Genomic DNA, 14,577 nt, shown 5'->3' on the forward strand with positions numbered 1-14,577 from the left:
CCCGTTCATTCGGTGACCAACGCCGATAGCAGATCCACGAACGACACTCCTTTGTTCGCCACACCGAAAATCCGCGCGCGCAGAAGGGTCTGGCGAGCCCAGCTGCGGTGCGGCCGCATTTCGTTCATCTTGTTCCGATAGCCGGACGCCGCCACACCGCCGACATCGCCCTGCAGGATGTCCAGCGCGTCCGAATACTCTTCGTGCGTCACCACCGACAGTGCGTGTACCGCCGCCACGTGTGAGGGATGGATCACCGTTTTGCCCAGGATGCCATTGGCGCGATCCAACGTGATCTCCCGCAACAGCCCGTCCAGATCCCGACTGACCAGGTACTGGCGGAACGGCACCGCGTCGGATTCCTCGAACGGCGCGGTGCGCAGCAACGGCCGGAACATCCGCTCGTGGTCGGCGAAGTACTCCCACACCGGGCCGGTGATCACGAAACCGGTTCCGTCCGCCCGACCCAGGTAGTTGACGATATCGGCGATCACGTCGGCGACCACCCGCACGTCGTAGATGGTCAGGTCGCGGTCCCGGCGGATACCGAAGGTCGAGCACATATCGGTTGCTCCGATCCGCACCGCGAGTATCCGCTCCCGATGCTCGGCCAGCAGCGCCGCGATCTGGGTCAGCTCGTGATCGCGGGTCTGCCGGTGCACCAGTGCCGCCGATTCCAACACCGGCATCCCGTACAGCGGACGGTCCGAGCGGCGCGCCGCCTCCTCCAGCACGGCGAGGTATTTCGGTGCCGAGGCGCTGTCGAATTTCGGGAACACGAAGCCGGTCAGCACGTTCCGCCCCTCGCCCAGTCGCTCGATGAGTTCGGTGACCGTATCGGCGTCGCGCACCCGGACGAACAGCAGCGGGTTCGCGTCCGCGCCGGCCGCCAACTCGTTCAGGGCGTGGACCGCCCGCCCCTTGGCGAACTCCACCTCATGGTCTGCGACGGCGTCCTCCAGGTCGATCACCATCGAACACACTCCGCGCTCGGCACGGCGGGTGATCGTGGCGCCGAGGTCCGATTTGGTCGCGGGCACATAGAGGGTGGCACCCAACCCGACCGCCAGCAGCTCCCGGTCGGCGTTGTCACCGAACGGCTCGGGTCCGCGGAGGAAAAGCGTCCGGGCGTCCGGGCCCTGCAGCTGCCGGAAATGCCTGCGCGGCAACCGCTTGTACAAGGAGACCTCCCGCTGAACGGCACTGCCGACGATCATGGTTCCCCTCCCCAACTGTCATTCCTTATCGTTGTCCTGATTTCTTCCTCATTCGGTCCACCACCCCGGCCACGAACTCCGCGACGGTGTCCAGCTCTTTTACATACGCCCAGTAGTCGGGATGCCGTCCGGTCAGCGAGCCGGTGATCCGGTCGAGCCGCTCCACCTGCGCATCCAGTACCGATCCCCATTCGTCGACCAACCCCCGGTCGACGGCCAGCATCTGCGCGTCCCGTAGCCGGAACCGCACGGCTTCGGCTCGCTCGTGCGGATTCTCGCGGACGGCCCGCAGCAGGGTCAGCCGCTCGGTGACGGCGTCGACGAGTTGCTCGGCGTCGGCCAGATGGCCGCGCGCGGTCGTGATCAGGTCAAGGGACAGCTCCGGGTTGTTCTCGGCCGCCGCGGCACGCGCCCTGGCCAGGGCTTCGTCCGCGGCGGTGATATGACGCTCGCTTGTGCGCTCATTGTTGGTCAGATCGGCCGAACTCGCAGCATTGAACTCGCGCAGCAGTGCCGAGTAGGCGGGGCCGAGCCGTTCGGCACGAGTCCGCACCGCGGCCAGCCGGGTGCCGGCCGAGGCCACCGCGTTGCGCGCCGCCGAAGCACGGGATGGGGCCTCGGCCAGCACTTCTGCCAGCTGCTTGGCCATCGCGTCCAGGTGATTCGCCGCGGCGCGCCGCTCACCCGCCGACTGCGCGTCGATGCCGTCGAGTGTGACCACCGCCTCATCCACGGCGGCCGCGGCGCGGCGCATCGAGGGGTAGCCCGCGTACTCGGATTGGGCCGCCCGTCCCCGCACCACCGCGGCCTCGCGTTTCACCTGTTCCACCAGCCTCGGCACGGCGCCGAGTACCGCCACGGCCTCGTCGAGTCGGTCTCGATTGCCGTGGTAGAGCTCGTCGATCCCCCGTGCCGCCTCGGCCAGCTGCCGGACCACCGTGTCGACGCGCGCCCGGCCGTCCGGTACCTGCGCCCCGGTGCTCGCGGCCCGATCCAGTTCTTCGGTCAGCCCCAGATAGGCCTTGGCCGCGCTGTAGCAACGGGCCCGCACGGATTCCCAGCGTGGGGAGAGTTCACGGCCGGGGAAGATCTGCTCGACCGCATGCACCGCCGCCTCGGCCGCGGACTGGCGTCGGTCCATGTCCAGGAATGCCGCCGCCAACGTACCGCGGGCCTCTCCGAGCCACGCGTCCTCGCCCGACCGGAACCATTTACGCCTGCGGCCTGCCACGGTCCGATCGTAGGAGAAACCGGCCGGACGGGTTGACCACCGCGGCAACCATGCCGGCCGACCCGAACGAGCCGTCGCGATTCTTCGCAAGTTCTCCGAATCCCTACTACTGTCATATTTCGTACCCGGCGATTCGGACATGCTGGGAACCAAGACGACTACGAAGGGAATCCCGCATGGGTGTCAGTTTGTCCAAGGGCGGCAACGTCTCGCTGACCAAGGCGGCACCGAATCTCACCGCCGTCGCCGTCGGCCTGGGCTGGGACGTGCGCACCACCACCGGCACGGACTTCGACCTGGATGCCAGCGCAATCGCCACCGGGGCCGACAAGAAGGTGGTCTCGGACCAGCACTTCGTCTTCTTCAACAATCTGAAGTCGCCCGAGGGCACCATCGAACACGCCGGCGACAACCGCACCGGTGAGGGTGAAGGCGACGACGAGGTCATCAATGTGGACCTGGCCAACACTCCGCCCACCATCGAGAGCATCTTCTTCCCGGTATCGATCTACGAGGCCGAGACCCGCCAGCAGTCTTTCGGTCAGGTCCGCAACGCCTACATCCGCGTGGTGGACCGGGCCAATGGCGAGGAGCTCGCCCGCTACGATCTCAGCGAGGACGCGTCCACCGAAACCGCGATGGTCTTCGGTGAGCTGTACCGCAACGGTGCCGAGTGGAAGTTCCGTGCCATCGGCCAGGGGTACGCCTCCGGCCTGGCGGGTATCGCCCGCGACTACGGCGTCAACGTCTGACGAGCGACACCAGTAGAGTAAAGCGAAAGTAAAACGTCGGGGGCCCGGTATCGGGCCCCCGACGTGAGCGCCGGCATGATGCCGGCACGCTCGGCGGTTCGGCGACGATGCCGGCACCGGCTGGTCGCCGCTGCCGTCGACCAGGTTCTTCGCTCATACGGCCAGACACCGAACGCCGTCCGGCCGCCGTTAGGAAAGGTCCCCCTGTGGTCCTGCGCATATTCGGCTTATCGTTGGCCGTCACGATCGCTTCCCTGGTGGTGGCGCTGCTCTACGGCGGACCGACCGCCCTGGCGCTGTGCGCGATCCTGGGCATTCTCGAAGTCTCCCTATCGTTCGACAACGCTGTTATCAACGCCACCATCCTGCAGCGGATGAGTGAGTTCTGGCAGCGGATATTCCTCACCGTCGGCGTCCTGATCGCCGTGTTCGGCATGCGGCTGGTCTTCCCGCTGGCGATCGTGTGGGTCACCGCCGGCCTCAACCCGGTCGACGCCCTGGACCTGGCCCTGAACCCGCCACCCGGCGACGCTTCCCACTTCCCCGACGGCAGCCCCAGCTACGAGACCCTGCTCACCGACGCGCACCCGCAGATCGCGGCATTCGGCGGCATGTTCTTGGCCATGCTGTTCCTCAACTTCATCTTCGACGAACACGAGATCACCTGGCTGTCGTGGCTGGAACGACCGCTGGCCAAGGCGGGCAAACTCGACATGCTCTCGGTGGTCGTCGCCGGCACCGGCCTGGTGCTGGCCGCGGAGTTCCTCGCCGGAGAGGAGGAACGCGGCACCGTACTCATCGCCGGGCTGCTCGGCATCATCATCTACATCGCCGTCGACGGCCTCGGTTCGGTGTTCAACGCCGAAGAGCACGCCGAACAGGCCGGCGGGCCGTCCGGGCTGGCCGTTGCCACCGGCAAGGCCGGGTTCTTCCTGTTCCTCTACCTCGAGGTCCTGGACGCCTCGTTCTCCTTCGACGGCGTGATCGGAGCGTTCGCCATCACCTCCGACCCGATCGTCATCGCCCTCGGTTTGGGCCTGATCGGTGCCATGTTCGTGCGGTCGATCACCGTGTACCTGGTCCGCAAGGGCACCCTGAGCGAGTACGTGTATCTCGAACACGGCGCGCACTGGGCCATCGGCGCGCTGGCGCTGATCCTGATCGTGTCCATCGGCGTCCATATCAACGAGATCATCACCGGCCTGGTCGGTGTCGCATTCATCGGCGCCGCCTTCATCACCAGCATCGTGCGCAACCGGCGGGAGAACGACGAAGAACTCGACACCGAGCCCGAACCCACTCCGGTGGGCTGATCCTCGGCTCCTCGATCGAGCCACGAACTTCTGCGGCGGCGGACCGAAACGGTCCGTCGCCGCACCCGTTTCGGCGGTCCCGGGTGCTAGAGCATGCGCCGCGGATTGGTGTAGGCCTTGGCCCGGCGCAGCGACACCCGCGACCACACCGCGTCCTGCAAGGCCAATGTCGCCCAGCCGGCCAGTGCCATACCCGCGAGATTCACCACCAATTGCAGTGCGCTGCCCCAGATCGCCGACCCGACACCGAACGCCAGACCGAGTGCGATATTGCCCGCGGCGGGCACCGTGGTGACGGAGATGAACACGCCTACCAGCGCACCCGATTTGGCCGAGGTCATCGACAGCACACCCGCGGCCGCCGCGATGAGCGCCACGATGAACGACCACTTGTCCGGTGTGTAGATGAACGCCGTCTCCGGTCGTTCCCCTGTCACCGCCTCGACGGTCATCCAGCCCAGCAGCCGGCCGATCAGCGCCAACAGGAATGTGACACCGATGGCAATGAGGAACCCGAGTACCAGCGTGCGCACGGCCAGTCCGAACAGCACCAGTCGACGCCGCACCAGAGCGATACCGAGCGCGGCGATGGCACCGAACTCCGGTCCGAGCACCATGGCGCCGATGACCAGGATCTGCGAATCCACGGTGATCGCGATACTCGCCAATACGGTGGCCAGCACCATGAAACTCAGGTAGATCCAGTTGAATTCGGTTTCCTCGTAGGCGCGCAGGGTCACCTCCGCCCAGACCACCGAGTCCGCACTGGAACCGGGCGTCCGGACCTCGGCATCGAAACCCTCCCGCGACAACCAGGTCCGCACCGGCTCCAATTGGATACTCCCCCGCTGATGCACCCCCAACGCCCGCAACCGATCGATCACATCGTTGGCCGCTTCCCTGGCCACATCGGCCAACACCAGATCGCCGACGGGTTGTATCGCGGCTCCGCGCAACACCGCCAGCCCGCTTACCGCGTCCTCGGTCTCCAATACCCCTACGACGCTGTCGGTCAGCTCGGCAGGCGACATGATCCGCACGTGCAGCATGCACCAAGTCTGCCCGCTACAGGGTCTCGCCGCGCGGGACATTTGATCTTCCGCTATCCGCGGGTTGTTCGTTGTCTCACCCGGGCACCACCGAGATCGGCCGACGCCGACGCAGTGTTCCCGGTCCGCATCGGGTCTCATCGGGTATTCCTCGTCCCAGGTGACCGAAAGCCGGTGCGCGCCGTGACAGTGAGTGTTTCGGCGCGCACCGGTCGGGGCTCAGGGCGGGTGACTAACGGGTGTGCTCGCGGTTGAACAGCTTTTTCGACCAGAGGTACCCCACGAGGGTGACCACAACACACCAACCGAGGGCGATCCACGCGTTGTTCCCGAGCGGAGTGCCCAGCAGCAGGCCACGCAAGGTTTCGATGATCGGGGTGAACGGCTGGTACTCGGCGAACCAGCGCAGCCCGGCCGGCATGGAATCGGTGGGGACGAACCCGCTGCCGAGGAAGGGCAGCAAAAGCAGCGGCATACCCACGTTGCTCGCGCCCTCGACGGTCTTGCTCACCTGCCCGAGCGCGACGGACAACCAGACGAGTGCGAAGGTCACCACCAGCAGGAAACCGGCCGTGGTCAGCCACTCACCCGGCCCCGCGGTGGGTCGGAAGCCCACCAGCAACGCCACGCCGATCACGATCGCCAGGCTGAGCATCGTCTGGATCACGCTGCCCAGGACATGTCCGGTCAGCACCGAGACGCGGGCGATGTGCATGGTGCGGAACCGGGCGATGATGCCTTCGGTCATATCCATCGCGACCGAGATCGCTGTTCCTTGGACCGCGGCCGTCACGGTCATCAGGATGATCGCCGGCGTGACGTAGTCGACATACTCCGCGCGCCCGCCGGACACCCCGCCGAGCCCTGCGCCCATGGTGCCGCCGAACACGTAGACGAACAGCAGCAGGAAGACGACCGGCATCCCGACGAGCATCACGGTCATCGAGGGGTATCGCACTATGTGCTTGAGGTTGCGGCGCAGCATTGTCGCCGAGTCACGCAGTGGGTGGAACCGGAGGTCCGCCGGAGCCGGTCCGGCGGGGACAAGGGTGCTCATCAGGAGGCCACCTTCTCGTTGTGGGGGTTGCCGGTGAGGGCGAGGAAGACGTCGTCGAGATCGGGGGTGTGCACGGACAGCTCGTCGACTTCGATGGCCCGGTCGTCGAGCCGATCGATCAGGGCCTTCAGCGAGCTGAGACTGCCGTCGCCGGGCACCCGCAGAGCGAGCGCGTCGTTGTCGCGCGAGGCCTGGCCGAGGACGTGTTCGGCTGCTTCGAGGCCGCGCGGATCGGCGAACCGCAGGCGGACGTAACTACCGGGAATGCGGCGCTTGAGCTCGTCCGCGGTTCCCTCGGCGACCAGCCGGCCGTGGTCGAGGACCGCGATCCGGTCGGCCAGCTCGTCGGCTTCCTCCAGGTACTGGGTGGTCAGGAAGATGGTGACACCGGTGGCCACCAGGTCCCGGACGATCTGCCACAGGCTCCGGCGGCTGCGCGGGTCCAGGCCGGTGGTCGGCTCGTCGAGGAAGATCACCCGCGGGCTGCCGACCAGGGTCATCGCGAGGTCGAGCCGCCGCCGCATACCCCCGGAGTACGTCGATACCGGTTTCCCGGCGACGTCGACCAGGTCGAACTGTTCGAGCAACCGGGCCGTGCGCCGGCGACCGTCACCGCGGGTGAGGTGGTGCAGATCCGCCATCATCAGCAGGTTCTCCCGGCCGGTGAGCAGGTTGTCCACCGCCGAGAACTGGCCGGTCACACCGATGGCGGCGCGCACCGCGTCGGGTTCGCGGGCGAGGTCGTGGCCGGCGACTCGGACCTCACCGGCGTCGGCACCGATCAGGGTGGTCAGTATGTTGACCGTGGTGGTCTTCCCGGCACCGTTCGCGCCGAGCAGCGAGAACACGGTTCCCTGCGGGACGGTCAGGTCGATGCCGTTCAGCACGACATGTTCGCCGAACGACTTGCGCAACCCGGTCACCGTGATCGCCGGCTGAGATTGCTTGGTGGTCATGGTTTCCCTTTCTTCAAGGCCGGAAGTGGGTCAGGAACGGTGGATCGTGATGCCGCCGAACGAGGTGTGCGCGCGCACCTCGACTGTCTCGTCGGACGCCTCGGGCCCGGTGGCGTTGTCCAGCAGGTTGCGCACCTGCCCGAACGCGGTGTTCACCTCCAGCCAGGCGGCGGTGCCCTCGGCGATGCCGACCTCCAGGTCGCCCATCGCGGTCCCGAGCTCGACCGAGCCACGGGCCACCTCGCCGAGGCGAATACTTCCGTTGGATGTCTTCGCTTCAACACCCGCGCCGGCCCGGTCGACGGAGATATCGCCGTTCGCCGAGCGCACCCGCACGTCGCCGGCGGCCGCGGCGATCGCGGTGTCACCGTTGGAGTTCTTGACGACCACGGAGCCCTCGATCTCGCCGATGCGGACCTTCCCGGAGCCGGTGTGGATTTCGGCGTTGCCCGCGACGTCGGCCGCGGTGACGTGACCGGCCGCGGTGTCCACACGCAACGGGCCGGTCCGCTCGAGCTGGACGCTCCCGGCGGAGGTCTTGAATCTGCACTCGCCGAGCCGACCCGTACCGGTGAGGTCCCCCACCTGCACCTCACCGGACACCTGCGAGCCGCTGGGCAGGTCGATGGACACCTCCACCGACCTGGCCTTGCGGGAGAAGTCGAAAATGCGCGCTTTCGGCCCGGTGACCTGGAGCACGCCGTTCGCGTAGTCGATGCGGACCCGCTGGGCGGCCTGCACGTCCGACTCATCGGATTCGTCGCTCGGCCGTACTTCGACGGTGGTGTCGGTGCGGTCGCTCGCGGCGATCCGCACATTGCCGGCGCCGAGCTCGAGCGTGACGGAAATCGGTTGGGGTGTGTCGAAATTGGGCATGGGTGTCCCCTCGTCGCGGGTGGGTGACACATCCCCGCAGGTCGGGGATGTGGAGAAGTGGAAAGCGGTGGGGCTAGCGCACCCAGCCGGTGAGGCGCTGTTTGGTGTGTTTGCCGCGCGACTCGGTGTGCCGGTCGCGCTCCGGTTGCCGCAGCGCGGCCGCGGCCGCGCGGACAAGCCAGGCGTTGACCGAGCGCCCTTCTTTGGCGGCGGCCTCCTCGACCGCGGCCTTGAGCTGTTCCGGGAGGCGCACGTTGATCCGGGCGGTCGGACCGTCCTCGGCGATCAGCGCGTCGCCGTTCACCGTCGCCGGCTCGTGCTCGACCGCTTCCCCGATCGGCTCGTCGAGCGGTGTGGTCACGACGAAGTGCGGATCGCGGCCGCGCAGGCGCAGCTCCACCGATCCCGGGGCCAGGTCCCGGGTGATCTCGTCCGCGGCGGCGGACAGCGCGTCCAGCAGCGTCATCCGGATCGCTGATTCGAGCGACCCGGTCAGGCGCTCGACCAACGCACGGGCCTCATCACCGCCGGCTTCGGCGAGAGTGGCGAATTCACGTCCGAGGTTGCTCACGTAGGAGGTCAAGTCCATGGTGCCATTTTGGCACATCAATGGCACCACCACAAGGTTTTCTGGCTCAAATTGGTGCATAAATGGCGCCAACTGGCACTTCTCGAATGAAAGGCGCAGATCAGGGGCGTGCGGTGGAAGGTATTGGGCCTATCGACGATGCCGGCGCGCATCAGGGAATGCGGTACATCCCACCGCTACCCCGCCGACGACGCGGGCCTGGCCGACATCTCCGGGGAATACAGCGTCGGCCGCTCCACCATCCACCGCGTCATCAGCGGCACCACGCCACAGGTCTAACCTCGTTCGCACCGGCAACCCAATGTCTACCCGCGATTACGTCATATCCGTATTCTTCGCGCTGCTTCTACGAGACCCCGACGAGTTCGCGCCACGCTCAGGGCCGGTCGGCGGGTGTCGGGAAATCCGCTGAACCCGACACCCTTGATTCGTTTGGACCAATGGCTGTCTCCCCTCCTTCGGCTGCCCACTCTGATCACCACACCCGACGACTGCCAAGACCTGTCGATCCCAGGCCGGCCCGGGCAGACTCGACGACCGGGAAGGAGGTGTGAGTGAAGTTCTCGGAGATCTGCCAGATGCGTTCGGCGTCGTCCTCGCTGCGAAGCCGGGAATAGACGGCTTGTTCGGCGGGCGGGCCGGACAGGTGGCCGAGACCGCTGGGACCATACAGGCGGGCGCCGCGCGCGTCCGGTGAGGTAGCGGCCAACAGGGCCGGAAGCAGTGCGGTCTCGACCGTCCCGAAGAGGATGCCGCGGCGGGAAAGAGCACGGATGGCACGCACGGCGGCGGTGTCTCGTGCCCGGCCGACCTCGGTGCGCGCGGCCAGGAGGCCGGTGGGGACGACGCCGGGGTGGGAAAGGTTGCTGGTGATCCCCAGCCCGCGGCCTTGCTACGCCGATCCAGTTCGAGCCCGCACAGGCCGAATGCGATCTTGGACTGGCTGTACGCGCGGCGGCCGTGGTAGGACCGTTCCCAGTTCAGGTCGTCCCAGTTGATGGCATTCTCGTTCGCGGCCACACTGATCTGCGAGGTCACGCGCGCACGTCCCGCGCGCAGCAGGGACAGCAGGTGGGCGACGAGAGCGAAGTGCCCCAGGTGGTTGCTGCCGAACTGCAGCTCGAACCCGTCGGTGGTGGTCTGCCGGTCCGGTGAAGTCATCACGCCGGCGTTGTTGACGAGGATGTGGATCGGACGGTTCTCGCCGCGCAGCGTGGCCCCCAGCGCGGCAACCGAGTCCAACGACGACAGGTCGAGGTCCCGCAGGGACAGGACCGCTTCCGGGTGCTGCTGCTTGATCTTCGCGACCGCCGCTTCGCCTTTGCGGGGGTTGCGGACGGGCATGACGACCTCGGCACCGGCGGCGGCGAAACGGGCCGCCAGGCCCAGCCCGACCCCGTCGCTGGCGCCGGTGACGACGGCGCGTTTCCCGGAGAGGTCGGGAACGGTGACGTCCGGTCGTGTGCGTGCCATGTGCTGCTCCTGGCTTTCTGAGAAGTGGATGTGATCTCAGGCTGCGTCCGGTCCACCGGGATATCCACGGCCTCTCGATCCCAGGCAGGCAAGTCCCGGCCGGCCGTCGCACGAAGGGGGGATCGACAATCCCAGGCAGCCATCCGGCACCGAGGGCAGACTGGACACACCGGCCCGAAGGGAGGAAGCAGTCGTGATCGATCGAGGGGGCTTGCCGTGTTCCTGCGCCGTCGTCGAGAGTCACTTCAACCCGAAGACGTCGGTCTCCCCCGCGGGCCACGGCGTAGAACCGCCGGTCTGCGCCGGGAGGAAGTCGCCACCCTCTGCCACATCTCCACCGACTACTACAGTCGGCTCGAGCGGGAGCGTGGACCTCACCCGTCCGAGCAGATGATCGCCTCGATCGCGCAGGGTCTGTACCTGTCCCTCGACGAACGCGACCACCTGTTCCGCCTCGCCGTGCACAACCCACCCGCGAGAGGACCGAGCAGCGAACACATCGGTCCCGGCCTGCTCCGCATCTTCGACCGGCTCACCGACACCCCCGCCGAGATCGTCACCGAGCTCGGCGAGACACTCCGGCAGACCCCGCTCGGCATCGCACTCACCGGCGACACCACCCGATACACCGGGCCGGGCCGCAGCATCGGCTATCGGTGGTTCACCGACCCGGCCACCCGGGCCCTGTACCACCCGGACGACCACGCGCTGCACTCCCGCGTCTTCGCCGCCGGACTACGCAAGGTGGTCACACTCCGCGGGCCCGAATCACGGGCCGCTCATCTCATGGACCTTCTGCTCGCCCGCAGCGAAGAATTCCGCACCGTCTGGAACGAACACGAAATCGGCGTCCACTACAACGGTGTCAAACGCTACACACACCCCGAGGTCGGCGCCCTCGAACTGACCTGCCAGACACTTCTCGACCCCGAACAGTCGCACCTCCTTCTCGTCTACACCGCCGTCCCCGGCAGCGAAAGCTACGAGAAACTGCAGCTTCTCTCCGTCATCGGACCCCAACACACCGTCCCGGGGACGCCTCCGGGTGCGTGACCAAGCCGAGGTCGGTACCCGCCTCCAGCCGCGGCGGGCGGTGGCGGCGGCCTGCTCCGGCCGCAGCGGGCGTGGGATCGACGGCGTGGCCGGAGTTCTTTCTCACTTTCGACCAGGACTCGCGCGATGGCGCCGCAGAACCTCGATCGGGACCACTCGCTCACCGCCGGCGACGAGCAATTCACGCATTCGGCCGCGACGAGGCGGGCGACCGGCCCGAACGGAAACACGGCTTTTGGACCTCGAATCCGCCACAACTTTTGAGGCCCTACGGCCGGTCGCTCAGCCCCGCGCCATATCGACGAACCGCGACAAATGCAATTGGTGCGCAACGGTAATGGTCGCGGTAGGACCATTACGGTGTTTGCCGAGGATCAGGTCCGCCTCACCGCCACGCGGATCGTCACGCTCGAACGCATCGGGACGGTGCAAAAGGATGACCATATCCGCGTCCTGTTCGAGACTGCCGGATTCACGCAGGTCAGAGACTTGGGGACGCTTATCCGTCCGCTGCTCCGGACCGCGGTTGAGCTGGCTGATGGCGACAACCGGGACTTCCAGCTCCTTGGCGAGCAGTTTAAGGCTCCGCGAGAATTCGGAAACTTCCTGCTGCCGGGATTCCACCTTTTTCCCGGACGTCATCAGCTGCAGATAGTCGACCACGATAAGTTTCAGATCATGGCGCTGTTTGAGCCGGCGCGCCTTGGCCCGGATCTCCATCATGGTGAGGTTCGGCGAATCGTCGACGAACAACGGTGCCTCGCTGATCTCACTCATCCGCCGGGCGAGTTTCGTCCAGTCGTCATCGCTCATCCGCCCGGACCGCATATCGCCGAGCTTGATCTTCGCCTCCGCCGAGAGCAGTCGCATGACGATCTCGGTCCGGCTCATCTCCAGCGAGAAGATCACACTGGCCAGACCGTGTTTGATCGACGCACTCCGCATGAAATCCATACCGAGCGTCGAGTTATGGGTAGGAATCATCGACCGTCCGGCCAAGTACAGATGTGTGACGTTCTCGACCTCGGCGCAACGGACAGGGACCGACTCGACCCTGCGGACGTCGACGATATACCGTGCGCTGGAGCCAGCGGTATTGCGGGCGGCCCGACGTTCCTTGTGCAGCACAGCCTTCCGATACAGGCCGAAAACCTCATCATCTGTGGCGAAAGTGAGCGTATACGCGATCGACCTCTTCGCAGTACGTCCGCGGACCGGCTTCTTCGAGACACTACAGCGATATCCCAAGCCGACGACCAACTCGTTGACATCGTTGAACAGACGTTCATCGGTGACCGAGAACTGCACCGAGCCGCCGTCGGTGACCGTGCCATCCGTGTCCAACAAACCGGCGAGCAGCGCACGACGCTGCGTCTCGGATGCGCGCAGGTATTCGCTCGGAATGTGCTTGTCGCCGAGTACGCCGATGGCACGGAGACGTGCCTGTACGCTCCCGACGCCGGTGCGGCAGGCCTGGCACAGGCGCAAACCGATGGATCGACCGTCACAACGCGGGCAGGTGGGTGCCGCGACCGGCAGGGAAACAAACCGGGCACGGCCACCGCACGAACGACCACAGGTGCGCACCTCGCCGGTGAAAGGCGCAAAGCTTCGTCCGCATACAACACACACACGAGCGGCAATCGGCTCGTCCGGAGGAAGCTGCAACAAGTAACGCAGCTTCGCGGAATTCGAGGGAACTGCGACGAGCCCTTCACTTTCGATACACGCGATGATCTCCGGGTCGGCGGAGGTTATCCGAGCGGACGCGGCGGTCCCGTCACCGAGCCAGGCACCCAAGGTATAGGGCGGCACCAGAAGATCCCGTTCGGGCAGCTGAAGCGGCCGCGCATTCGAGACCGAGTGGTTCGGCCTCTTGTCCGCCGTAGCACAGCGCAGTGTGGCCGCGATCTCGCCGGTGGTTCGCACAGCGGCAAATGTGCGCCGACCGCGGTAGCGGTTGTAGCCCGTAGCGGCTTGCTGCGCGGAACGACGGGATGCGCGGGTTTCGGTAAGCCACTGATGTTGTTCATCGGCGACAATGACCGTACCGTCGGAGAATTCCACCTCGTAGCAGGGCCGGTCCACCATCACCTCGGTCGCGGCGACGACACGGGTGGGTTTGCCTTCGGCATCGAGGAGCTCGTCGCCGACAGCGACCTCCCCCATCGTTGTCCAGCCGGTAGGGGTAGGTAAAGGCGTATCCAGGGCAAGGGCCTTACCCACACCCGGCCGAGCCGCGACGATGATCATCTGGCCCGGGTGCAGACCGTTGGTGACCTCGTCGAGTTCGGTGAAGCCGGTGGGGACGCCGGCGGAGATACCGCCGCGGCTGGCGATGGAGTCGATTTCGTCCATCGTGGGCTGCAGGAGTTCTTCCAGGGGGAGGAAGTCCTCGGCGGTGCGGCGTTCGGTGACCTCGTAGACCTCGGCCTGGGCCCGGTCGACGACCTCGGTGACGTCCTGGCCGTCGGCGCCGGCGTAGCCGTACTGCACGATGCGAGTACCGGCCTCGACGAGGCGGCGCAGGATGGCCTTTTCGGCGACGATCTCGGCGTAGTAGCCCGCGTTGGCCGCAGTGGGGACGGTCTGGGTGAGGGTGACCAGGTAGGGGGCACCGCCGATGCGCTTGAGTTCGCCGCGGCGGTCCAGGCCCGCGGCGACGGTGATCGGGTCGGCGGGTTCGCCGCGACCGTAGAGGTCGAGGATGGTGTCGTAGATGGACTGGTGGGCGGGACGGTAGAAATCGCCGGGGCGCAGCGCCTCCACCACATCGGCGATGGCGTCCTTGCTGAGCAGCATGCCGCCGAGCACGGACTGTTCGGCTGCCATATCGTGCGGCGGCTGGCGGCCGAAATCCTCGCCGGGCGGCTCCGGCGGATAGTCCGTGTGTCCACGGTCATCGACGACTGCCACTGGACTCGACCGTCCTCTCTGTCCCGACCGGACTCCCGTTGCCGTCTCGTTCTACTCCGCGGGTACGACAGGTTCGGCGCACCGGTACCCGCGAG

General features: G+C 66.7%; 12 protein-coding genes and 1 pseudogene. 4 read left to right on the forward strand and 9 right to left on the reverse strand.

Annotated features, from left to right (window positions below):
* Positions 1 to 5: 5 nt before the first annotated feature.
* Positions 6 to 1,217, reverse strand: coding sequence for an HpcH/HpaI aldolase/citrate lyase family protein (locus ON20_RS24970; RefSeq protein ID WP_051163258.1), 1,212 nt, complete (start codon positions 1,215 to 1,217; stop codon positions 6 to 8).
* Between the two features lie 25 nt (positions 1,218 to 1,242).
* Positions 1,243 to 2,448 (reverse strand): hypothetical protein, encoded by a 1,206-nt coding sequence (locus ON20_RS24975; RefSeq protein WP_245547468.1) that lies wholly within the window; start codon positions 2,446 to 2,448, stop codon positions 1,243 to 1,245.
* Between the two features lie 176 nt (positions 2,449 to 2,624).
* Between ON20_RS24975 and ON20_RS24980 the strand changes: the two genes are divergently transcribed.
* Entirely contained in the window at positions 2,625 to 3,200 is a 576-nt protein-coding gene (locus tag ON20_RS24980) for a TerD family protein (RefSeq protein ID WP_040839180.1), read from the forward strand.
* Positions 3,201 to 3,406: 206 nt separating this feature from the next.
* On the forward strand, positions 3,407 to 4,513 hold the full coding sequence (locus ON20_RS24985; RefSeq protein ID WP_040839182.1) for a DUF475 domain-containing protein: 1,107 nt from the start codon (positions 3,407 to 3,409) through the stop codon (positions 4,511 to 4,513).
* An 86-nt stretch (positions 4,514 to 4,599) separates the two neighbouring features.
* On the opposite strand, the gene ON20_RS24990 is transcribed toward ON20_RS24985, so the two are convergent.
* From ON20_RS24990 to ON20_RS25010, 5 genes are all read right to left on the reverse strand, one after another.
* Complete coding sequence (locus ON20_RS24990; protein WP_040839184.1) at positions 4,600 to 5,562, reverse strand: DUF389 domain-containing protein; 963 nt, start codon at positions 5,560 to 5,562, stop codon at positions 4,600 to 4,602.
* Between the two features lie 232 nt (positions 5,563 to 5,794).
* Complete coding sequence (locus tag ON20_RS24995; RefSeq protein ID WP_040839185.1) at positions 5,795 to 6,619, reverse strand: ABC transporter permease; 825 nt, start codon at positions 6,617 to 6,619, stop codon at positions 5,795 to 5,797.
* Positions 6,619 to 7,575, reverse strand: coding sequence for a daunorubicin resistance protein DrrA family ABC transporter ATP-binding protein (locus ON20_RS25000; RefSeq protein WP_040839188.1), 957 nt, complete (start codon positions 7,573 to 7,575; stop codon positions 6,619 to 6,621). The genes ON20_RS24995 and ON20_RS25000 overlap by 1 nt, the downstream gene beginning before the upstream one ends.
* A gap of 30 nt (positions 7,576 to 7,605) precedes the next feature.
* A complete protein-coding gene (locus ON20_RS25005; RefSeq protein ID WP_040839191.1) occupies positions 7,606 to 8,451 on the reverse strand; it encodes a DUF4097 family beta strand repeat-containing protein in 846 nt (281 codons plus the stop codon).
* A gap of 73 nt (positions 8,452 to 8,524) precedes the next feature.
* The gene (locus tag ON20_RS25010) at positions 8,525 to 9,040 is read right to left on the reverse strand and encodes a YlcI/YnfO family protein (RefSeq protein ID WP_040839193.1); all 516 of its coding nucleotides are present in this window, start codon (positions 9,038 to 9,040) and stop codon (positions 8,525 to 8,527) included.
* A 138-nt stretch (positions 9,041 to 9,178) separates the two neighbouring features.
* On the opposite strand from ON20_RS25010, the gene ON20_RS36750 reads away from it, so the two are divergent.
* Positions 9,179 to 9,319 (forward strand): hypothetical protein, encoded by a 141-nt coding sequence (locus tag ON20_RS36750; RefSeq protein WP_245547469.1) that lies wholly within the window; start codon positions 9,179 to 9,181, stop codon positions 9,317 to 9,319.
* Between the two features lie 196 nt (positions 9,320 to 9,515).
* Here ON20_RS36750 and ON20_RS25015 read toward each other — a convergent pair.
* Positions 9,516 to 10,513, reverse strand: a pseudogene (locus ON20_RS25015) (SDR family oxidoreductase).
* Between the two features lie 216 nt (positions 10,514 to 10,729).
* On the opposite strand from ON20_RS25015, the gene ON20_RS25020 reads away from it, so the two are divergent.
* Positions 10,730 to 11,566 (forward strand): helix-turn-helix transcriptional regulator, encoded by an 837-nt coding sequence (locus ON20_RS25020; RefSeq protein WP_040839195.1) that lies wholly within the window; start codon positions 10,730 to 10,732, stop codon positions 11,564 to 11,566.
* A 282-nt stretch (positions 11,567 to 11,848) separates the two neighbouring features.
* Here the strand turns inward: ON20_RS25020 and dnaB are convergent, their stop codons facing one another.
* A complete protein-coding gene (gene dnaB, locus ON20_RS25025; RefSeq protein ID WP_040839197.1) occupies positions 11,849 to 14,482 on the reverse strand; it encodes a replicative DNA helicase in 2,634 nt (877 codons plus the stop codon).
* Positions 14,483 to 14,577: the final 95 nt, after the last annotated feature.

Source organism: Nocardia brevicatena NBRC 12119 (assembly GCF_000308495.1).
Lineage (GTDB): Bacteria > Actinomycetota > Actinomycetes > Mycobacteriales > Mycobacteriaceae > Nocardia > Nocardia brevicatena.

Coding starts and splice junctions, on each gene's coding strand:
- ON20_RS25010 (WP_040839193.1), bottom strand. CDS start 9,040: ATGGACTTGACCTCCTACGTGAGCAACCTCGGACGTGAATTCGCCACT.
- ON20_RS24995 (WP_040839185.1), bottom strand. CDS start 6,619: ATGAGCACCCTTGTCCCCGCCGGACCGGCTCCGGCGGACCTCCGGTTC.
- ON20_RS24990 (WP_040839184.1), bottom strand. CDS start 5,562: ATGCTGCACGTGCGGATCATGTCGCCTGCCGAGCTGACCGACAGCGTC.
- ON20_RS24970 (WP_051163258.1), bottom strand. CDS start 1,217: ATGATCGTCGGCAGTGCCGTTCAGCGGGAGGTCTCCTTGTACAAGCGG.
- ON20_RS25000 (WP_040839188.1), bottom strand. CDS start 7,575: ATGACCACCAAGCAATCTCAGCCGGCGATCACGGTGACCGGGTTGCGC.
- ON20_RS36750 (WP_245547469.1), top strand. CDS start 9,179: ATGCCGGCGCGCATCAGGGAATGCGGTACATCCCACCGCTACCCCGCC.
- ON20_RS25005 (WP_040839191.1), bottom strand. CDS start 8,451: ATGCCCAATTTCGACACACCCCAACCGATTTCCGTCACGCTCGAGCTC.
- ON20_RS24980 (WP_040839180.1), top strand. CDS start 2,625: ATGGGTGTCAGTTTGTCCAAGGGCGGCAACGTCTCGCTGACCAAGGCG.